Source organism: Pseudomonas sp. FG43 (genome assembly GCF_057809175.1).
The window spans coordinates 1-19,821 of the sequence record NZ_JBMDJL010000002.1 but is presented as its reverse complement, the minus strand read 5'-3'; the positions used below and the strand labels follow the sequence as shown (position 1 = coordinate 19,821).

General features: G+C 58.7%; 18 protein-coding genes and 1 pseudogene. 13 read left to right on the top strand and 6 right to left on the bottom strand.

The genetic code is table 11. The annotated features are described in order from the left end of the window. From ACODS3_RS02885 to nuoN, 12 genes are all read left to right on the top strand, one after another. Entirely contained in the window at window positions 1–675 is a 675-nt protein-coding gene (locus ACODS3_RS02885) for a NuoB/complex I 20 kDa subunit family protein (protein WP_025259479.1), read from the top strand. A gap of 73 nt (window positions 676–748) precedes the next feature. Further along, window positions 749–2,530, top strand: coding sequence for an NADH-quinone oxidoreductase subunit C/D (nuoC, locus tag ACODS3_RS02880; protein WP_201017803.1), 1,782 nt, complete (start codon window positions 749–751; stop codon window positions 2,528–2,530). Between the two features lie 2 nt (window positions 2,531–2,532). Beyond that, the gene (nuoE, locus tag ACODS3_RS02875; protein ID WP_201003327.1) at window positions 2,533–3,030 is read left to right on the top strand and encodes an NADH-quinone oxidoreductase subunit NuoE; all 498 of its coding nucleotides are present in this window, start codon (window positions 2,533–2,535) and stop codon (window positions 3,028–3,030) included. Beyond that, a complete protein-coding gene (gene nuoF, locus ACODS3_RS02870; RefSeq protein ID WP_201003329.1) occupies window positions 3,027–4,382 on the top strand; it encodes an NADH-quinone oxidoreductase subunit NuoF in 1,356 nt (451 codons plus the stop codon). The genes nuoE and nuoF overlap by 4 nt, the downstream gene beginning before the upstream one ends. A 133-nt stretch (window positions 4,383–4,515) precedes the next feature. After that, window positions 4,516–7,230, top strand: coding sequence for an NADH-quinone oxidoreductase subunit NuoG (gene nuoG, locus ACODS3_RS02865; protein ID WP_489033160.1), 2,715 nt, complete (start codon window positions 4,516–4,518; stop codon window positions 7,228–7,230). Continuing rightward, on the top strand, window positions 7,227–8,234 hold the full coding sequence (gene nuoH / locus ACODS3_RS02860; RefSeq protein ID WP_201003333.1) for an NADH-quinone oxidoreductase subunit NuoH: 1,008 nt from the start codon (window positions 7,227–7,229) through the stop codon (window positions 8,232–8,234). Before nuoG ends, nuoH begins: the two co-directional genes overlap by 4 nt. An 11-nt stretch (window positions 8,235–8,245) precedes the next feature. Further along, the gene (nuoI, locus tag ACODS3_RS02855) at window positions 8,246–8,794 is read left to right on the top strand and encodes an NADH-quinone oxidoreductase subunit NuoI (protein WP_003223795.1); all 549 of its coding nucleotides are present in this window, start codon (window positions 8,246–8,248) and stop codon (window positions 8,792–8,794) included. 10 nt (window positions 8,795–8,804) lie between these two features. Beyond that, entirely contained in the window at window positions 8,805–9,314 is a 510-nt protein-coding gene (nuoJ, locus tag ACODS3_RS02850) for an NADH-quinone oxidoreductase subunit J (RefSeq protein ID WP_201003335.1), read from the top strand. Next, on the top strand, window positions 9,311–9,619 hold the full coding sequence (gene nuoK / locus ACODS3_RS02845; RefSeq protein WP_122316072.1) for an NADH-quinone oxidoreductase subunit NuoK: 309 nt from the start codon (window positions 9,311–9,313) through the stop codon (window positions 9,617–9,619). Before nuoJ ends, nuoK begins: the two co-directional genes overlap by 4 nt. Then, a complete protein-coding gene (nuoL, locus tag ACODS3_RS02840) occupies window positions 9,616–11,469 on the top strand; it encodes an NADH-quinone oxidoreductase subunit L (protein WP_489033156.1) in 1,854 nt (617 codons plus the stop codon). The genes nuoK and nuoL overlap by 4 nt, the downstream gene beginning before the upstream one ends. A gap of 41 nt (window positions 11,470–11,510) precedes the next feature. Beyond that, a complete protein-coding gene (nuoM, locus tag ACODS3_RS02835) occupies window positions 11,511–13,043 on the top strand; it encodes an NADH-quinone oxidoreductase subunit M (RefSeq protein ID WP_489033154.1) in 1,533 nt (510 codons plus the stop codon). 7 nt (window positions 13,044–13,050) lie between these two features. Next, window positions 13,051–14,514 carry an NADH-quinone oxidoreductase subunit NuoN gene (gene nuoN / locus ACODS3_RS02830; protein ID WP_201017806.1) on the top strand — a complete coding sequence of 488 codons (1,464 nt, stop codon included), beginning with the start codon at window positions 13,051–13,053 and terminating at the stop codon, window positions 14,512–14,514. 143 nt (window positions 14,515–14,657) lie between these two features. On the opposite strand, the gene ACODS3_RS02825 is transcribed toward nuoN, so the two are convergent. The 6 genes and pseudogenes from ACODS3_RS02825 to ACODS3_RS02800 form a co-directional block, all read right to left on the bottom strand. Beyond that, window positions 14,658–15,413: a methyl-accepting chemotaxis protein gene (locus ACODS3_RS02825; protein WP_405046111.1), complete on the bottom strand. Its 756-nt coding sequence runs from the start codon at window positions 15,411–15,413 to the stop codon at window positions 14,658–14,660. A gap of 102 nt (window positions 15,414–15,515) precedes the next feature. Further along, window positions 15,516–16,337, bottom strand: a pseudogene (locus tag ACODS3_RS02820) (cache domain-containing protein); the annotation flags it as partial. A gap of 106 nt (window positions 16,338–16,443) precedes the next feature. Beyond that, window positions 16,444–17,766: an ATP-binding protein gene (locus ACODS3_RS02815; protein WP_201003345.1), complete on the bottom strand. Its 1,323-nt coding sequence runs from the start codon at window positions 17,764–17,766 to the stop codon at window positions 16,444–16,446. Further along, the gene (locus tag ACODS3_RS02810; protein WP_025259465.1) at window positions 17,763–18,431 is read right to left on the bottom strand and encodes a response regulator transcription factor; all 669 of its coding nucleotides are present in this window, start codon (window positions 18,429–18,431) and stop codon (window positions 17,763–17,765) included. The genes ACODS3_RS02815 and ACODS3_RS02810 overlap by 4 nt, the downstream gene beginning before the upstream one ends. Beyond that, a complete protein-coding gene (locus ACODS3_RS02805) occupies window positions 18,431–18,739 on the bottom strand; it encodes a PepSY domain-containing protein (RefSeq protein WP_095068634.1) in 309 nt (102 codons plus the stop codon). The genes ACODS3_RS02810 and ACODS3_RS02805 overlap by 1 nt, the downstream gene beginning before the upstream one ends. Further along, window positions 18,739–19,047, bottom strand: a complete 309-nt coding sequence (locus tag ACODS3_RS02800) for a PepSY domain-containing protein (protein WP_025259463.1) — start codon at window positions 19,045–19,047, stop codon at window positions 18,739–18,741. The genes ACODS3_RS02805 and ACODS3_RS02800 overlap by 1 nt, the downstream gene beginning before the upstream one ends. A gap of 200 nt (window positions 19,048–19,247) precedes the next feature. Here ACODS3_RS02800 and queD point away from each other — a divergent pair, with 200 nt between their 5' ends. Continuing rightward, window positions 19,248–19,604, top strand: coding sequence for a 6-carboxytetrahydropterin synthase QueD (gene queD / locus ACODS3_RS02795; RefSeq protein ID WP_025259462.1), 357 nt, complete (start codon window positions 19,248–19,250; stop codon window positions 19,602–19,604). Window positions 19,605–19,821 lie beyond the last annotated feature (217 nt).

The window sequence follows — 19,821 nt, the reverse complement described above, 5'->3', positions numbered from 1 at the left end:
ATGCAATACAATCTCACCAGGATCGACCCGGATGCTCCTAATGAGCAGTATCCAATCGGCAAACGGGAAACCGTTTCCGATCCGTTAGAAGATCAAGTCCACAAAAACATCTACATGGGCAAACTCGAAGACGTGCTGAATGGCGCGGTCAACTGGGGGCGTAAAAACTCTCTGTGGCCGTACAACTTCGGCTTGTCGTGCTGCTATGTGGAAATGACCACCGCCTTCACGGCGCCCCACGACATCGCACGCTTTGGCGCCGAAGTCATCCGGGCATCGCCGCGTCAGGCGGATTTCATGGTTATTGCCGGGACTTGCTTCATCAAGATGGCACCAATCATCCAGCGTCTCTACGAGCAAATGCTTGAGCCCAAGTGGGTCATCTCCATGGGTTCGTGCGCCAACTCCGGTGGCATGTACGACATCTACTCTGTGGTTCAGGGCGTGGACAAGTTCCTTCCTGTCGATGTGTACGTGCCCGGCTGCCCGCCCCGCCCAGAGGCATTTCTGCAAGGCTTGATGCTGTTGCAGGAATCCATTGGCCAGGAGCGTCGCCCTCTTTCCTGGGTCGTCGGCGATCAAGGCGTGTACCGCGCCGAAATGCCGTCGCAAAAGGAACAGCGCCGCGAACAGCGTATCCAGGTCACCAACCTGCGCAGCCCCGACGAAGTCTGATCCAACCCGCTCTTCTTATAAAAAAGACAAGAACCGGGTTGATTCTGTACGTTGACCGAAGTGATTGAGACCTATGACTGCAGACACCGCTCTGTACATCCCGCCTTACAAGGCTGACGACCAAGACGTCGTCGTAGAATTGAACAACCGCTTTGGCGCCGAAGCCTTCACGGCTCAGCCGACCCGTACCGGCATGCCGGTACTGTGGGTCGCCCGTGCCCATCTGGTCGAGGTACTGAAGTTCCTGCGACAGGTGTCCAGACCCTACTCCATGCTCTACGACCTGCATGGTGTCGATGAGCGCCTGCGCACTCACCGTCGCGGCCTGCCTGATGCCGACTTCACTGTGTTCTACCACCTGCTTTCGGTAGAACGTAACAGCGACGTGATGATCAAGGTTGCCCTGTCCGAAAGCGACCTGAGCCTGCCAAGCGTTACCGGCATCTGGCCTAACGCCAACTGGTACGAGCGCGAAGTGTGGGACATGTTCGGGATCGACTTCCCCGGCCACCCGCACCTGAGCCGCATCATGATGCCGCCGACCTGGGAAGGTCACCCGCTGCGCAAGGACTTCCCGGCCCGCGCCACCGAGTTCGACCCGTACAGCCTGAACCTGGCCAAGCAGCAACTGGAAGAGGAAGCCGCACGCTTCCGTCCGGAAGACTGGGGCATGAAGCGTTCCGGCGAGAACGAGGACTACATGTTCCTCAACCTCGGCCCGAACCACCCTTCTGCGCACGGTGCATTCCGCATCATCCTGCAACTGGACGGCGAAGAGATCGTCGACTGCGTTCCGGATATCGGCTACCACCACCGTGGTGCCGAGAAGATGGCCGAGCGTCAGTCCTGGCACAGCTTCATTCCGTACACCGACCGTATCGATTACCTGGGCGGTGTGATGAACAACCTGCCTTACGTGCTTTCGGTCGAGAAGCTGGCCGGCATCAAGGTGCCAGAGAAAGTCGACACCATCCGCATCATGATGGCCGAGTTCTTCCGGATCACCAGCCACCTGCTGTTCCTGGGTACCTACATCCAGGACGTGGGCGCCATGACCCCGGTATTCTTCACCTTTACCGACCGCCAGAAAGCCTACAAGGTCATCGAAGCCATCACCGGCTTCCGTCTGCACCCGGCCTGGTACCGCATTGGTGGTGTTGCTCACGACCTGCCACGCGGCTGGGAAAAACTGGTCAAGGAATTCGTCGACTGGCTGCCAAAACGCCTGGACGAATACACCAAGGCAGCACTGCAGAACAGTATTCTCAAAGGCCGTACCATCGGCGTCGCAGCCTACAACACCAAAGAGGCCCTGGAATGGGGTGTCACCGGTGCAGGCCTGCGTTCCACCGGCTGTGATTTCGACCTGCGCAAGGCCCGTCCTTACTCCGGCTACGAGAACTTCGAGTTCGAAGTCCCGCTTGCGGCCAATGGCGATGCCTACGACCGCTGCATGGTCCGCGTCGAAGAGATGCGTCAAAGCATCAAGATCATCGACCAGTGCATGCGCAACATGCCGGAAGGCCCGTACAAGGCGGATCACCCGCTGACCACGCCGCCGCCCAAAGAGCGCACCTTGCAGCACATCGAAACCTTGATCACGCACTTCCTGCAGGTTTCGTGGGGCCCGGTCATGCCGGCCAACGAATCCTTCCAGATGATCGAAGCGACCAAGGGCATCAACAGTTATTACCTGACGAGCGACGGCGGCACCATGAGCTACCGTACCCGGATTCGCACCCCAAGTTACCCGCACCTGCAGCAGATCCCTTCGGTGATCAAAGGCAGCATGGTCGCGGACTTGATCGCGTACCTGGGTAGCATCGATTTCGTTATGGCCGACGTGGACCGCTAAGCATGAACAGCACGCTTATCCAGACAGACCGTTTCGCCCTGAGCGAAACCGAACGCTCGGCCATCGAGCACGAGCTGCATCACTACGAAGACTCCCGCGCGGCGTCCATCGAAGCCCTCAAGATCGTCCAGAAGGAACGTGGCTGGGTGCCGGATGGCGCCATCTACGCGATCGGCGAGATCCTTGGCATTCCCGCCAGCGACGTCGAAGGTGTGGCAACGTTCTACAGCCAGATCTTCCGTCAGCCGGTCGGCCGTCACATCATCCGCGTCTGCGACAGCATGGTCTGCTACATCGGCGGCCATGAATCGGTAGTCGACGAAATCCAGAGCAAGCTGGGCATCGGCCTTGGCCAGACCACTCCTGACGGCCGCTTCACGCTGCTGCCGGTCTGCTGCCTGGGCAACTGCGACAAAGCCCCGGCGCTGATGATCGACGACGACACTTTCGGTGACGTACAGCCCGCTGGCGTTGCCAAACTGCTGGAGGGCTACGTATGACCCTGACTTCCTTCGGCCCTGCCAACCGCATCGCGCGCAGTGCAGAAACCCATCCGCTGACCTGGCGTCTGCGTGACGACGCCGAGCCGGTCTGGCTCGACGAGTACCAGGCCAAGAACGGTTACGCGGCGGCACGCAAGGCATTCGCCGATCTGTCTCAGGACGATATCGTCCAGACCGTCAAGGATGCCGGCCTCAAGGGTCGCGGCGGTGCAGGCTTCCCCACGGGTGTGAAGTGGGGCCTGATGCCCAAAGACGAATCCATGAACATCCGCTACCTGCTGTGCAACGCGGATGAAATGGAGCCCAACACCTGGAAAGACCGCATGCTGATGGAGCAACAGCCCCATCTGCTGATCGAAGGCATGCTGATCAGTGCCCGCGCACTGAAAACCTACCGTGGCTACATCTTCCTGCGCGGCGAGTACACCACCGCCGCCAAGCACTTGAACCGTGCCGTGGAAGAAGCCAAGGCAGCCGGTCTGCTGGGCAAGAACATTCTGGGCAGCGGCTTCGATTTCGAGCTGTTCGTCCACACCGGCGCCGGGCGCTATATCTGCGGTGAAGAAACCGCACTGATCAACTCCCTGGAAGGCCGTCGCGCCAACCCGCGCTCCAAGCCGCCCTTCCCCGCCGCTGTCGGCGTATGGGGCAAGCCGACTTGCGTCAACAACGTCGAAACCCTGTGCAACGTGCCGGCCATCATCGGCAACGGCATCGACTGGTACAAATCCCTCGCCCGCGAAGGCAGTGAAGACCACGGCACCAAGCTGATGGGCTTCTCCGGCAAAGTGAAGAACCCTGGCCTGTGGGAACTGCCATTCGGCGTGACCGCCCGCGAGCTCTTCGAGGACTATGCCGGCGGCATGCGCGATGGCTACAAGCTCAAGTGCTGGCAGCCAGGCGGCGCCGGTACCGGTTTCCTGCTGCCTGAACACCTGGATGCGCAAATGTACGCTGGCGGCATCGCCAAGGTCGGCACCCGTATGGGCACCGGTCTGGCCATGGCGGTAGACGACAGCATCAACATGGTGTCCCTGCTGCGCAACATGGAAGAGTTCTTCGCCCGCGAATCCTGCGGCTTCTGCACCCCTTGCCGTGATGGCCTGCCATGGAGCGTCAAGCTCCTGCGTGCGCTTGAGAACGGTCAGGGGCAAGCCGGTGATATCGAGACGCTGCTCGGTCTGGTCGGTTTCCTCGGCCCAGGCAAGACCTTCTGTGCTCACGCACCGGGAGCCGTTGAGCCACTGGGCAGTGCGATCAAGTATTTCCGCCCGGAGTTCGAGGCAGGCATCGCGCCCACCAGCGCCGCCGTCCCGCCCCTGGCGAAACCGATCATCGTCGGCGCATAACGCTTTGCAAGGTGAAGGGCCTTGCCCTTCACCCATCGTGCGATGACGCCTCAGAGGCTGTTTCGAGTCGCACGAATAACAAGATTCCATTAGCCACGCCCGCTGACACCGGGCCAACGAAGAACTTTGAACCATGGCCACTATCCACGTAGACGGCAAAGCGCTCGAAGTCGACGGGGCAGACAACCTGTTACAGGCATGTCTGTCGCTGGGCCTCGACATTCCTTATTTCTGCTGGCATCCCGCCCTTGGCAGCGTTGGTGCGTGCCGCCAATGTGCGGTCAAGCAGTACAACGACGAGAACGACACCCGTGGTCGCATCGTCATGTCCTGCATGACTCCTGCCACCGACAACACCTGGATTTCCATCGACGATGACGAATCCAAGGCCTTCCGGGCCAGCGTTGTCGAATGGCTGATGACCAACCACCCGCATGACTGCCCGGTCTGCGAGGAAGGCGGTCACTGCCACCTGCAAGACATGACCGTGATGACCGGCCACAACGAGCGCCGTTATCGCTTTACCAAACGTACCCACCAGAACCAGGAGCTCGGCCCGTTCATCTCTCACGAGATGAACCGCTGCATCGCCTGCTACCGTTGCGTACGCTTCTATAAAGACTACGCAGGCGGCACCGACCTGGGCGTTTTCGGCGCTCACGACAACGTGTACTTCGGCCGTGTTGAAGATGGCGTGCTGGAAAGCGAGTTCTCCGGCAACCTCACCGAGGTCTGCCCGACCGGTGTGTTCACCGACAAGACTCACTCCGAGCGCTACAACCGTAAATGGGACATGCAGTTCTCGCCGAGCATCTGCCATGGCTGCTCAAGCGGTTGCAACATCAGCCCCGGTGAACGTTACGGCGAACTGCGCCGCATCGAAAACCGTTTCAACGGTTCGGTGAACCAGTACTTCCTGTGTGACCGTGGCCGTTTCGGCTATGGCTACGTCAACCGCGAAGACCGTCCACGTCAGCCACTGCTGGCCGACGGCAGCAAGTTGAGCCTCGATGCAGCGCTGGACACGGCTGCCGACCTGCTGCGCGGTCGTAACATCGTCGGTATCGGCTCGCCACGCGCCAGCCTGGAAAGCAACTACGCACTGCGCGAACTGGTCGGTGCCGAGCACTTCTACTCGGGTATCGAAGCCAGCGAGCTGGAGCGTATCCGTCTGGTGGCACAGGTGCTCAAGGACAGTCCTCTACCGATCCCGACCCTGCGCGACATCGAAGATCACGACGCCGTCTTCGTCCTCGGTGAAGATCTGACCCAGACCGCAGCTCGCGTGGCCCTGGCCCTGCGTCAATCGGTCAAGGGCAAGGCCGAAGACATGGCCGACGCCATGCGCGTACAGCCATGGCTCAATGCCGCAGTGAAAAACATCGGCCAGCACGCGCTGAACCCGCTGTTCATTGCAAGCCTTGCTGAAACAAAACTCGACGACGTCGCTGAAGAGTGTGTACACGCCGCTCCAGACGATCTGGCCCGTATCGGCTTTGCCGTAGCCCACGCTCTGGACGCCAGCGCCCCTGCCGTCGAAGGCCTGGACGCTGAAGCACTGGAACTGGCCAAGCGCATCGCCGACTCTCTGCTGGCCGCCAAGCGTCCGCTGATCATCGCCGGTACTTCGCTGGGCTCCAAAGCCCTGATCGAAGCCGCAGCGAACATCGCCAAAGCCTTGAAGCTGCGCGAAAAAGAAGGCTCCATCAGCCTGATCGTGCCGGAAGCCAACAGCCTTGGCCTGGCCCTGCTCGGCGGCGAGTCGGTGGATGCCGCCTTGCAGGCCGTCATCGACGGCAAGGCTGACGCCATCGTCGTGCTGGAAAACGATCTGTACACCCGCACCGATGCCGCCAAGGTCGATGCAGCCCTGAGCGCCGCAAAAGTGGTGATCGTGGCCGACCACCAGAAGACCGCTACGGGCGACCGTGCGCATCTGGTCCTGCCGGCAGCCAGCTTCGCTGAAGGCGACGGTACGCTGGTCAGCCTGGAAGGCCGCGCCCAGCGCTTCTTCCAGGTGTTCGATCCAACCTACATGGACGCCAGCATTCTGGTTCACGAAGGCTGGCGCTGGCTGCATGCCCTGCGCGCTACCCTGCTGAACAAGCCGGTGGACTGGACCCAGCTGGACCACGTCACCGCTGCCTGCGCACAAAGCAGTACGCAACTGGCTGGCATCATCAATGCTGCGCCTTCTGCTGCCTTCCGCATCAAAGGCATGAAGCTGGCTCGCGAACCGCTGCGTTACAGTGGCCGTACCGCCATGCGTGCCAACATCAGCGTGCATGAGCCTCGTACTCCGCAAGACCAGGACACCGCGTTCGCCTTCTCCATGGAAGGTTACTCGGGCTCTGCCGAACCTCGTCAGCAAGTGCCATTCGCCTGGTCTCCGGGCTGGAACTCGCCTCAGGCCTGGAACAAGTTTCAGGACGAAGTCGGCGGTCACTTGCGCGCCGGTGATCCGGGTGTTCGTCTGATCGAAAGCCAGGGCGACAACCTGAACTGGTTCACCAGCGTTCCACGGGCCTTCTCCCCTGCTCAGGGAACCTGGCAAGTGGTGCCGTTCTATCACCTGTTCGGCAGCGAAGAGAACTCTTCGAAAGCCGCTCCGGTCCAGGAACGCATCCCGGCTGCCTACGTTGCGCTGGCCAAGTCCGAAGCCGATCGCCTGGGTGTCAATGAAGGTTCCCTGCTGTCCTTGAACGTTGCCGGCCAGACACTGCGTCTGCCGCTGCGCATCAATGAAGAACTGGGCGCAGGCCTGGTTGCATTGCCGGTCGGGCTGGCAGGCATTCCTGCAGCAGTCTTCGGCAAATCGGTTGACGGCCTTCAGGAGGCAGCACAATGAGCTGGTTCACTCCTGATGTGATCGACACCATCTTCGCGGTCGTGAAAGCCATTGTCGTGTTGCTGGCCGTCGTGGTCTGCGGCGCGCTGCTGAGCTTTGTCGAACGTCGCCTGCTGGGCTGGTGGCAGGACCGTTACGGTCCTAACCGCGTTGGCCCGTTCGGCATGTTCCAGATCGCTGCCGACATGCTGAAAATGTTCTTCAAGGAAGACTGGACACCGCCGTTTGCCGACAAGGTGATTTTCACCCTGGCACCGATCGTGGCCATGAGCGCCTTGCTGATTGCCTTCGCAATCATCCCGATCACCCCGACCTGGGGCGTGGCGGATCTGAACATCGGCTTGCTGTTCTTCTTTGCCATGGCCGGTCTCTCGGTCTATGCCGTGCTGTTCGCCGGCTGGTCGAGCAACAACAAGTACGCCCTGCTCGGCAGTCTGCGTGCCTCGGCGCAAACCGTTTCCTATGAAGTGTTCATGGGTCTGGCGCTGATGGGCATCGTGGTTCAGGTCGGTTCGTTCAACATGCGCGACATCGTTGAATATCAGGCACAGAACCTGTGGTTCATCATTCCGCAGTTCTTCGGCTTCTGTACTTTCTTCATCGCAGGCGTTGCAGTGACTCACCGTCACCCCTTCGACCAACCGGAAGCGGAACAGGAACTGGCCGACGGCTACCACATTGAATATGCCGGCATGAAATGGGGCATGTTCTTCGTCGGTGAATACATCGGGATCATCCTGATCTCGGCGTTGCTGGTGACCCTGTTCTTCGGCGGCTGGCACGGCCCGTTCGGCATTCTGCCGCAACTGTCCTTCGTCTGGTTCGCCCTGAAGACCGCGTTCTTCATCATGCTGTTCATCCTGCTGCGCGCCTCTATCCCGCGCCCACGCTATGACCAGGTAATGGACTTCAGCTGGAAATTCTGTCTGCCGCTGACCCTGATCAATTTGCTGGTGACTGCTGCGATTGTGTTGTTGAACACACCGGCAGGCTCGGTTCAGTGAGGATTTGACCCATGTTCAAATATATTGGCGACATCGTTAAGGGTACTGGTACCCAATTGCGCAGCCTGGTGATGGTCTTCGGTCACGGCTTCCGCAAACGCGACACCCTGCAATATCCGGAAGAGCCGGTTTACCTGCCTCCGCGCTATCGTGGCCGTATCGTTCTGACTCGCGACCCGGACGGCGAAGAGCGCTGCGTGGCCTGCAACCTGTGCGCCGTGGCATGCCCGGTCGGTTGCATTTCATTGCAGAAGGCTGAAACCGAAGACGGCCGCTGGTACCCGGACTTTTTCCGCATCAACTTCTCACGTTGCATTTTCTGCGGCCTGTGCGAAGAAGCCTGCCCGACCACCGCAATCCAGCTGACACCGGATTTCGAGATGGCCGAGTTCAAACGTCAGGATCTGGTTTACGAGAAGGAAGATCTGCTGATCTCCGGCCCCGGCAAGAACCCTGACTATAACTTCTATCGCGTCGCCGGTATGGCTATCGCTGGCAAGCCCAAGGGCTCTGCACAGAACGAAGCCGAGCCGATCAACGTCAAGAGCTTGCTGCCTTAAGGAAGTAAAGATGGAATTCGCTTTCTATTTCGCATCCGGCATCGCCGTCGTGTCCACCCTGCGGGTGATCACGAATACGAACCCGGTGCACGCCCTGCTCTACCTGATCATTTCGCTGATTGCAGTGGCAATGACTTTCTTCAGCCTGGGCGCACCGTTCGCCGGGGTTCTGGAAGTCATCGCCTATGCGGGCGCGATCATGGTCCTGTTCGTGTTTGTGGTAATGATGCTGAACCTGGGCCCGGCCTCGGTTCAGCAGGAACGTGCCTGGCTCAAACCCGGCATCTGGGCAGGTCCGGTCATTCTTGGCGCACTGCTGCTGGCTGAACTGCTCTATGTATTGTTCGCCAACCCGAGCGGTGCTGGCATCGGTCACACCACAGTCGACGCCAAGGCGGTCGGTATCAGCCTGTTCGGACCTTATCTGCTGGTGGTGGAACTGGCCTCGATGCTGCTGCTTGCCGCAGCCGTCACGGCATTCCATCTGGGCCGCACAGACGCGAAGGAGCCAAGCCAATGAATGCTATCCCTCTGGAACATGGTCTGGCGGTCGCCGGCGTCCTGTTCTGTCTTGGCCTGGTCGGCCTGATAGTTCGTCGCAACATTCTGTTCGTGTTGATGAGCCTGGAGATCATGATGAACGCATCTGCTCTGGCGTTCATCGTTGCCGGCAGCCGCTGGGGCCAACCGGATGGACAGGTCATGTTCATTCTGGTGATCAGCCTTGCTGCTGCCGAGGCCAGCATTGGCCTGGCGATCCTGATGCAACTGTATCGCCGCTTCCACACCCTCGATATCGACGCTGCCAGTGAGATGCGCGGATGAACCTACTCTTTCTCACTTTCGTATTTCCCCTGATCGGTTTTCTGCTGCTGTCGTTCTCCCGTGGACGCATCTCGGAAAACCTCGCAGCCCTGATCGGCGTCGGTTCCGTAGGCCTGTCGGCCCTGGTCACCGCCTGGGTCATCTGGCAATTCAACGTCGCACCACCAGAGGGTGGCCATTACACCCAGGTGCTGTGGCAATGGATGGACGTTGATGGCTTCAGCCCGAACTTCGCGCTGTATCTGGACGGTCTGTCGGTCACCATGCTCGGCGTGGTGGTCGGCGTAGGCTTCCTGATTCACCTGTTCGCGTCCTGGTACATGCGCGGTGAAGAGGGCTACTCGCGCTTCTTCTCCTACACCAACCTGTTCCTTGCCAGCATGTTGTTCCTGATCCTGGGCGACAACCTGCTGTTCATCTACTTCGGTTGGGAAGGCGTGGGCCTGTGCAGCTACCTGTTGATCGGTTTCTACTACAGCAACCGCAACAACGGTAACGCAGCACTCAAAGCCTTCATCGTGACCCGCATCGGCGACGTGTTCATGGCCATCGGCCTGTTCATCCTGTTCCAGCAACTGGGCACATTGAATGTCCAGGAACTGCTGGTCCTTGCGCCTCAGCACTTCAAGGTCGGTGACTTCTGGATCGTGCTGGCAACGCTGATGCTGCTGGGCGGTGCGGTCGGTAAATCCGCGCAACTGCCGCTGCAAACCTGGCTGGCGGATGCGATGGCCGGTCCTACTCCGGTTTCGGCACTGATCCACGCGGCAACCATGGTAACCGCAGGTGTCTACCTGATTGCCCGTACCCACGGCCTGTTTACTCTGGCTCCAGACATCCTGCATCTGGTCGGCATTGTCGGCGGCGTGACACTGGTTCTGGCAGGTTTCGCAGCTCTGGTACAAACCGACATCAAACGTATCCTCGCCTACTCGACCATGAGCCAGATCGGCTACATGTTCCTGGCGCTGGGTGTTGGTGCCTGGGAAGGCGCGATCTTCCACCTGATGACCCACGCCTTCTTCAAGGCGCTGCTGTTCCTTGCTTCGGGTGCGGTGATCGTTGCCTGCCACCACGAGCAGAACATCTTCAAGATGGGTGGCCTGTGGAAGAAACTGCCTCTGGCCTATGCAAGCTTCATCGTCGGTGGTGCCGCTCTGGCAGCCCTGCCGTTGCTGACTGCCGGGTTCTACTCCAAGGACGAAATTCTCTGGGAAGCCTTCGCCAGCGGTAACAACGGTCTGCTGTATGCAGGTCTGGCCGGCGCATTCATGACCTCCATCTACACCTTCCGCCTGATCTTCATCGCGTTCCACGGTGAAGCCAAGACCGAAGCCCATGCCGGTCATGGCATCGCTCACTGGCTGCCGCTGTCGGTGCTGATCGTGCTGTCGACCTTCATCGGCGCCATGATCACGCCTCCGCTGGCCGGTGTGCTGCCACAAAGCGTCGGCCATGCTGGCGGCGAAGCCAAGCACAGTCTGGAAATCGCTTCGGGTGCCATTGCCCTGGCCGGTATCTTGCTGGCGGCCTTGCTGTTCCTGGGCAAGCGTCGGCTGGTGACAGCTATCGCCAACAGCGGCCCTGGCCGTCTCCTGTCAGCCTGGTGGTTCGCTGCATGGGGCTTCGACTGGATCTACGACAAGCTGTTCGTCAAACCTTATCTGGCGATCAGCCATGTGCTGCGTAGCGATCCGTTCGACCGCACCATTGGTTTGATCCCGCGTCTGGTCAAGGGGGGTCATGCAACCATGAGCCGCACCGAGACCGGCCAGTTGCGTTGGTATGCTGCCTCGATAGCCGTAGGTGCCGTTCTGGTACTTGGTGCCGTCGTTCTGGTTGCGGTCTGACATGAAAACTTTGCGAATTTGCGAAAGGAATTGAGCCCGTCATGATTCTGCCTTGGCTAATCCTGATCCCCTTTATCGGCGGCCTGCTGTGCTGGTTGTGTGAGCGCGTAAGCGCCACACTGCCACGCTGGATCGCGCTGCTGACCATGTCTCTGTTGCTCGGTATCGGCCTGTGGCTGTGGAGCGTCGGCGACTACACCCTCTCCCCTGCCCCGGGCGCCGCACCCACCTGGACCCTGGAATTCCAGGCCCAGTGGATCCAGCGCTTCGGCATCAGCCTGCACCTGGCTCTGGACGGCCTGTCGCTGCTGATGATCCTGCTGACCGGCCTGCTCGGCGTGTTGTCGGTCCTGTGCTCGTGGAAGGAAATCCAGCGCAAGGTCGGTTTCTTCCACCTGAACCTGATGTGGATTCTGGGTGGCGTGGTCGGCGTGTTCCTGGCCATCGACCTGTTCCTGTTCTTCTTCTTCTGGGAAATGATGCTGGTGCCGATGTACTTCCTCATCGCGCTCTGGGGTCATAGCTCGTCGGACGGCAAGAAGACACGTATCTACGCTGCGACCAAGTTCTTCATCTTCACTCAGGCCAGCGGCCTGATCATGCTGGTGGCGATCCTGGGTCTGGTACTGGTCAACTTCAACCAGACCGGCGTGGTCACCTTCGCTTACGCTGAACTGCTGAAGACGAAGCTGGCACCGGGCATCGAGTACATCCTGATGCTGGGCTTCTTCATCGCTTTCGCGGTGAAACTGCCGGTCGTGCCGCTGCACTCCTGGTTGCCGGATGCTCACGCTCAGGCACCGACTGCAGGCTCCGTCGACCTGGCCGGTATTCTGTTGAAAACCGCTGCCTACGGCCTGCTGCGTTTCGCCCTGCCGCTGTTCCCCAATGCGTCGGCAGAGTTCGCACCGATTGCAATGACCCTCGGCCTGATCGGCATTTTCTATGGTGCTTTCCTGGCCTTCGCACAGACCGATATCAAGCGTCTGATCGCGTTCTCCAGCGTCTCGCACATGGGGTTCGTCCTGATCGGTATCTACTCGGGCAGCCAGCACGCCTTGCAAGGCGTGGTCATTCAGATGATTGCCCACGGTCTGTCGGCAGCAGCGCTGTTTATCCTGAGCGGTCAGTTGTACGAGCGCCTGCACACCCGTGACATGCGTCAAATGGGTGGCCTGTGGTCACGTATCCCGTACCTGCCAGCCATCAGCCTGTTCTTCGCTGCTGCGTCGCTGGGTCTGCCGGGTACCGGCAACTTCGTTGGCGAGTTCCTGATCCTGCTGGGCTCTTTTGTCCACGCGCCGTGGGTTACGGCCATTGCAACTTCAGGTCTGGTGTTCGGTTCTGTCTACTCGCTGATCATGATCCACCGCGCCTACTTTGGCCCTGCCAAGTCCGACGAGCTTCTCAAGGGCATGGATGCACGGGAATTGATCATGGTGCTGGGCCTTGCCGTATTGCTGATCGTGCTGGGGGTTTACCCGCAGCCGTTCCTCGATACTTCGGCAGCGACCATGCACGGCGTGCAGCAATGGCTAGGCACTGCCTTCACTCAACTCGCTTCGGCCCGGTAAGAGCGCTATGGACCTGACGATTCAACACTTTATTGCGCTTGCCCCACTGCTGATTACCAGCATCACTGTCGTGGTGGTGATGCTGGCCATCGCATGGCGCCGCAATCACTCGCAAACATTCCTGCTGTCGGTAGCAGGGCTCAACCTGGCATTGCTGTCGATCTACCCGGCATTAAAGGTCGCTCCACTGGCCGTTACGCCATTGCTGCAGATCGACAGCTTCGCCTGCCTGTACATGGCAATCATCCTCGCCTCGACCCTGGCGTGCGTGACGATGGCGCATGCTTATCTGGGCGACGACAAGAAAGGCTATCCGGGCAACCGTGAAGAGCTTTACCTGCTGATCCTGCTGGCTGCGGCCGGCGGTCTGGTACTGGTGAGTGCCAAGCATCTGGCTGGCCTGTTCATCGGCCTGGAACTGCTGTCGGTACCTGTCTACGGTCTGGTCGCCTACGCCTTCTTCAACAAGCGCTCGCTGGAAGGCGGCATCAAGTACATGGTGCTTTCGGCAGCCGGCTCGGCGTTCCTGCTGTTCGGTATGGCGCTGTTGTACGCAGAGGCAGGCAGCCTGAGCTTCGATGGTATCGGCAAGGCGATTGCCGCTACAGGCATGCCCAGCCCGCTTGCCAGCCTGGGTCTTGGCATGATGGTTGTGGGTCTGGCATTCAAACTGTCGCTGGTCCCGTTCCACCTGTGGACACCGGACGTATACGAGGGCGCCCCAGCCCCGGTTGCTGCTTTCCTGGCAACCGCCAGCAAGGTCGCGGTTTTCGCTGTGCTGGTGCGTCTGTTCCAGATTTCCCCGGCAGCCAGCAGTGGCGTATTGCATGACGTCCTGGCCGTAATCGCCGTGGCTTCGATCCTGGTCGGTAACCTGCTGGCGCTGACCCAGAACAACCTCAAGCGTCTGCTGGGCTACTCGTCCATCGCCCACTTCGGTTATCTGATGATCGCGCTGGTGGCCAGTAAAGGCATGGCCGTTGAGGCAATCGGTGTCTATCTGGCGACCTATGTACTGACCTCGCTGGGCAGCTTCGGTGTAATCACCATGATGTCCTCGCCGTACAGCGGCCGCGATGCCGATGCGATGTTCGAGTACCGCGGCCTGTTCTGGCGCCGTCCGTACCTGACTGCGGTCATGACCCTGATGATGCTGTCTCTGGCGGGCATCCCGCTGACGGCTGGCTTCATCGGCAAGTTCTACATCATCGCCACCGGCGTTGAATCGCACCTGTGGTGGCTGATCGGCGCACTGGTCATTGGTAGTGCAATCGGCGTGTTCTACTACCTGCGAGTGATGGTCACGATGTATCTGGTCGATAACAAGCTGCCTCGTCACGATGCGGCCTTCAACTGGGCACAGCGTACAGGCGGCATCATGCTGCTGGCCGTTGCCATCCTGACCTTCGCATTGGGCGTGTACCCACAACCATTGCTGGATCTGGTGTTGAATGCAGCCCTGGCGGGCTGATCGGTACTAAACAAAAAACCCTGCTTCGGCAGGGTTTTTTTTGGCTTGCAGGGGGCGAATTCATTCGCGAAGAGTCAGTGCATCCAATACATGTTCATCGTTTGGAATACCGTTTCGCGAATGAATTCGCTCCTGGGTCTTGGTCAGACGCGGAACTGGGCGACCAGGCCGCCAAGGCGTTTGCCAAGGTCAAACAGGCTGCGAGAGGTCTGAGCGCCCTGTCGGGTTTCATCGGCAACGGTTTCGACTGCTACGGCGATCTGGTGGACGCTGCGGTTGATCTCCTCAGCTACCGCCGTCTGCTCTTCAGCGGCACTGGCGATCTGGGCGTTCATCGAGTTGATGGTCGCAATCAGCTCACCAATAGTCACCAACGACTGTCCTGCATCATTGGCCTGAGTCGAGGTACCGTCACCGGCCTCGCTGGAACGGCGCATGGCTCCTACCGCTTCCTCAGTGCCCTTTTGCAGACGGTCGATCATGCCCTGAATTTCCTGGGTGCTTTGCTGAGTCCTGCTGGCCAGTGCCCGGACTTCATCGGCCACGACCGCAAAACCTCGCCCGGCCTCCCCTGCCCTCGCGGCTTCGATTGCCGCGTTGAGCGCCAGAAGGTTGGTCTGTTCTGCAATGGAACGAATGACGCCCAGCACGCTGACAATCGAGGAAACATCCTGCTGCAAGCTATCCAGCGATGAACCACTTTTGCGGATGTCATCTACCAGAGCGTGGATCTGCTTGATACTGCCATCAACCACTCGCTTGGCAGCCTTTCCTTGCTCATCGGTCTGCTGGGCAGCCACAGAAGCACCCTGAGCGCTTTTTGCGACTTCCTGGGCAGCGGCAGACATTTCGTTGATGGCGGTCGCAACCTGATCGGTTTCATGACGCTGACGATCCATTGCCTGTTCCGAGCGTTGTGCCTGATCGGACACCTCGCTGACCAATCCGGTCAACTGCGCAGTCATCTCGGTGATCTGGCGAACGATGCCGTGGATCTTGTCGACGAAGCGGTTGAACGATCCCGCCAGTTCGCCGAGTTCATCCTGGCTGGTAATGGCCAGCCGGCGCGTCAGATCACCTTCACCGGCGACGATATCGTCCAGGTTGTTTTTCATCAAACGCAGAGGACGCAACAGGGTTCCGGTCAGGACAATACCGATCACGCTAATGATCACCAGTACCAGCACGGTAATGCCGACAATGCTGTAGAGCATGTCTTGCAGGCGTGCTTCAACGTTCTGCTTGACCACCGCGACCTGGGCTTCGATACCGTCGAGGTTGACTGCGCTACCCACGACCAGATCCCACTTGGGCAGGTATTCGGTGTAACCGACCTTGGGGACCGGTTCAGTCTTGCCTGGCAATGCCGAGGCGTAATAGGTGTAGTGAGTACCGGCCTTGGCGACGGCCACCAGCTCTCTATTCAGGTAGATGCCATTGGGATCGCGCGCGTCCTTGAAGCTTTTGCCCAGGCCATCGGCACTGGTGCTGCGAAAGATACGTATGATTTCGGAGTCATAACCAAACAGGTAGCCATCTTTGCCATAGCTGACAGATGCGAGCAGCTTTATGGCATTGGCCTTGGGAGCGTCATCGCCTGGCGCAGCATTGTCGTAAATGGGCTTGATGCCGCTAAGGGCGATGTCCACATAGTTTTTCAGGGTGGCCCGAGCCTCTGTCAGCAAGCGTTCCCGTGTTTCGCTGACCTCTCTATCGGCTTGTTGGTGGAGGATAAACACCGTTGTCGCGCTGATCACCACAGCGAACAACAACACTGGCAAGACGGCCAATGACAGAACCTTGGCTTTCAGACTCAGACGCATAGGATTCGCCTATTCAGTTGTTTTTATAGGGGAGTGTTTCAACCTTTATCGGCAAAGGTAGTGGGGAATTAAGATATTCCCCACTTTTTTGTAGGAAGGGACTGACTCAGGGCAAGGTGCGTTCAGGTAGGTCGATCTGCACACGAAGCCCGCCCATGGGGCTGGTGAGCAGTTGCAGGTCGCCGCCCCATGCTTCGACAATATCGCGCACGATCCCCAGGCCGAGCCCATGGCCGGTGATCTGTTCGTCGAGACGGGTGCCACGGCTGAAAACATCGGCACGCTGAGACTCTGGAATACCCGGTCCATCGTCGTCGACCAGAAGCGAAAAGCCCTGCGCTTTCGGTGTAATGTTCAGGCGAACTTCACTGTCTGCCCACTTGCAGGCGTTATCGAGCAAGTTACCCAGCAGCTCGAGAATATCCTCACGATCCCACGGCAGATGCAGGCCGCTCTGGACATCGTTGATCAGATCCAGATGCTCACCATGGATCATGCGCAGTGTAGAAAACAGGCTGGATAATTCTGCATCGCAATCGAAGCGCGCCCCAGGCAACGCATCACCGGACAGACGAGCACGGTTGAGCTCGCGCTCCAGACGCAGGCGAATGTTCTCCAGTTGTTCATGCAGTGTTTTACGCAAAGCCGGGTTGGCATCCAGTTGTTCGCTCGATGCCAGGCTGAGCAGAACAGCCAGGGGGGTTTTAAGGGCATGGCCAAGGTTACCCAGCGCATTGCGTGAACGCTTGAGGCTGTCTTCGGTATGAGCAAGCAAATGGTTGATCTGAGCCACCAGCGGCTCAAGTTCAAGGGGCACTTGATTGTCCAGTTGCGAGCGCTGGCCTTGCTGCAATTGGGATATCTGTTCGCGAACGGTTTCCAGAGGTCGCAAGGCTCTGCGCACGGTAACGCGCTGCAGCACAAGAACCAGGATAAGTGCAGCCAAGCCAAATCCCAGGCCTATTTGCTGCATGCGCTGAAAGCTGGCCCTGACTGGCGTGTAGTCCTGCGCAACCGTCACAGTGATCTGCTGACCGAACTTTCGGTAGTCCGCACTCCATACCAGAAGTGATTGTCCGGTGTGTCCCAGCTCCAGGTCAGCATGCAGCCCTGCCCCCTCGGGTTTGGGCAACTCAAAATCCCATAATGAGCGAGAGCGCCAATAGCCCTGGGGGAAGTCCAGACGGAAGTAATGACCGGAGAGCGGACGCTGGTAGGCCGCAGACAAGCGCTGCTCATCCAGTTGAATCCCGACCGGGCCACGAACCAGGGCAACCAGCAGGCTTTCGCTTTCCTTGCGCAGCCCGGCTTCCAGATAGCGCTGTAGACCCAGTTCGAACAAATACAGGCTGGTCTGGGCCATCACCAGACCCACAACGACCAGAACGGCGATAAGACCGAGGCTCAGGCGCCTCTGTATGGACTTCAAGCGTTATTACCACCGAACAGATAACCCTGGCCACGACGAGTCGTGACCACTGAACGCCCGAGCTTGCGCCTCAGGTGATTGACATGAACTTCTATCACATTGGAGTCGCGTTCGTTTTCGCCATCGTACAAATGCTCGGAAAGATGGCTTTTGGAAAGGATCTGCTCAGGGTGGTGCATGAAGTAACGAAGCAGACGGAATTCGGCAGACGTCAGCTGAATATCCACGCCGTCGCGAACAACACACTGCCGGCTTTCATCCAGATTGAGCCCTGCTGACTCGAGGGTCGGCTGGTTGGCCAGCCCATGCGAGCGGCGCAGCAAAGCCTGGATACGCAACTGCAATTCTTCGGGATGAAAGGGTTTGGTCAGGTAATCGTCGGCACCTGCCTTCAAGCCTTCTATGCGCTCTGACCATGAGCCCCGCGCCGTAAGAATGAGCACAGGCGCAGCCAGACCTTTGGCGCGCCATTGTTGAAGCACCTCAAGACCGGGAAGACCTGGCAGCCCAAGATCCAGAACGATCAGGTCATAGGGCTCGCTCACACCTTGATAGACCGCATCACGGCCGTCAGCCAGCCAATCCACGGCATAACCTTGTCGCCCAAGGGCAGAGATCAGTTCATCCGCCAAAGGCACATGATCCTCAACCAGTAGTAGCCGCATCAATCATCTTCCTCGTCTTGCAGGAGTCGCCCGTCACGTGCGTTGAACTTGAGCTCGCGGACAACGCCTTGCGTGGTCAGCAACTCGAATTCATAGACGTACAGGTCATTTTTTTCTTCCAGCTCAGCCTCAAGCAGCTTGGCACCAGGATGATGACTCAACGCTTGCTCGATGAATTGCTCAAGAGGCAGGATCACCCCACGCTGTCGCAAACTGAGTGCCTCGTCCTGATTCAGGTCCTTGGCCTGAGCCGCAGTGCAGAGCAGCCCCAAACCAAGGAGTGTGCAGAGACGCTTTTCGACCTTCATTACTTATCCTGATAGTTCTTGTATATCTGCCCGGTGACAGCGTCTATTTTCAGGTCCCACTGAATGCCTGCGGTATCACGTAATTCGATTTGATAAACGTATTTACCGTATTCGTTTTCGAGCTCCGTCTCGGTGATCGTTGCACCAGGGTGCTTGGACAATGCGTATTCGTTGAGCTTTTCAAAAGACTGGATGGTTCCTGCATCCCTGAGGCGCAGGGCTTCATCTGGCCCGATATCACGTGCCAGGGCAAACCCGGCAGAAGCAGTGAGCATTACGGCAGTCAGCAAAGTGGTCAGTCTTTTCATTATGGGCTCCGTCGAGTGGTGCTTTCTACGGATACCAAGATAAGGGTATCAACTTAACTCAAGCTGAATCCTTCTGGCTACATGCCATCACTGCTTGTCCGACCACCTTACCTGAGCATGGTGTTTGAAAGCATTGCTGTTAAACTCGTCCCCTGCATTTATCGCTTGCGCGATCGCCATCTATCCAGGGCTTATACACAGTGGAAATTTTCAAAGAGTTTACTTTCGAGTCTGCACACCGGCTCCCCCATGTGCCTGAGGGCCATAAATGTGGACGCCTGCACGGGCATTCGTTCCGGGTAGGGATTCATCTGTCCGGCAAGGTCGATCCTCATATTGGCTGGATACGCGACTTCTCCGAGATCAAGGCTATCTTCAAGCCACTGTATGAACGCCTGGATCATAACTACCTCAACGACATCCCTGGCCTGGAAAACCCGACCAGCGAAAATCTGGCGAAATGGATCTGGGATGAACTGAAGCCCTTGCTGCCTGAACTCTCGGCGGTTCGCATTCACGAAACCTGTACCAGCGGATGTGAATATCGCGGCGAGTGATGCCAGCTCATATATAAAACCACCTTTACGGTGGTTTTTTATTGCCCTGAATCAAGACACGGACGGCGCTCCCCCAATGAGCAGGAGCGAATTCATTCGCGAGACGGGCGGCCTCTTCCCGGATAAATCCGGTCCTGTGAGGTGCGATGTTTTCATCACCAGAAAGACAAAACCCCCACCTGCTTTCGCAGACGGGGGTTCTGAATTTGAATCTTGA

Excerpts from the sequence above, each read along its gene's own strand:
- ACODS3_RS02805 (WP_095068634.1), bottom strand. The coding sequence starts at position 18,739 with ATGAAGGTCGAAAAGCGTCTCTGCACACTCCTTGGTTTGGGGCTGCTC.
- nuoK (WP_122316072.1), top strand. The coding sequence starts at position 9,311 with ATGAATGCTATCCCTCTGGAACATGGTCTGGCGGTCGCCGGCGTCCTG.
- nuoL (WP_489033156.1), top strand. The coding sequence starts at position 9,616 with ATGAACCTACTCTTTCTCACTTTCGTATTTCCCCTGATCGGTTTTCTG.
- nuoJ (WP_201003335.1), top strand. The coding sequence starts at position 8,805 with ATGGAATTCGCTTTCTATTTCGCATCCGGCATCGCCGTCGTGTCCACC.
- ACODS3_RS02800 (WP_025259463.1), bottom strand. The coding sequence starts at position 19,047 with ATGAAAAGACTGACCACTTTGCTGACTGCCGTAATGCTCACTGCTTCT.
- nuoI (WP_003223795.1), top strand. The coding sequence starts at position 8,246 with ATGTTCAAATATATTGGCGACATCGTTAAGGGTACTGGTACCCAATTG.
- nuoF (WP_201003329.1), top strand. The coding sequence starts at position 3,027 with ATGACCCTGACTTCCTTCGGCCCTGCCAACCGCATCGCGCGCAGTGCA.
- ACODS3_RS02810 (WP_025259465.1), bottom strand. The coding sequence starts at position 18,431 with ATGCGGCTACTACTGGTTGAGGATCATGTGCCTTTGGCGGATGAACTG.
- nuoG (WP_489033160.1), top strand. The coding sequence starts at position 4,516 with ATGGCCACTATCCACGTAGACGGCAAAGCGCTCGAAGTCGACGGGGCA.
- nuoH (WP_201003333.1), top strand. The coding sequence starts at position 7,227 with ATGAGCTGGTTCACTCCTGATGTGATCGACACCATCTTCGCGGTCGTG.
- nuoM (WP_489033154.1), top strand. The coding sequence starts at position 11,511 with ATGATTCTGCCTTGGCTAATCCTGATCCCCTTTATCGGCGGCCTGCTG.
- nuoE (WP_201003327.1), top strand. The coding sequence starts at position 2,533 with ATGAACAGCACGCTTATCCAGACAGACCGTTTCGCCCTGAGCGAAACC.
- ACODS3_RS02885 (WP_025259479.1), top strand. The coding sequence starts at position 1 with ATGCAATACAATCTCACCAGGATCGACCCGGATGCTCCTAATGAGCAG.
- ACODS3_RS02825 (WP_405046111.1), bottom strand. The coding sequence starts at position 15,413 with ATGGATCGTCAGCGTCATGAAACCGATCAGGTTGCGACCGCCATCAAC.
- nuoC (WP_201017803.1), top strand. The coding sequence starts at position 749 with ATGACTGCAGACACCGCTCTGTACATCCCGCCTTACAAGGCTGACGAC.
- nuoN (WP_201017806.1), top strand. The coding sequence starts at position 13,051 with ATGGACCTGACGATTCAACACTTTATTGCGCTTGCCCCACTGCTGATT.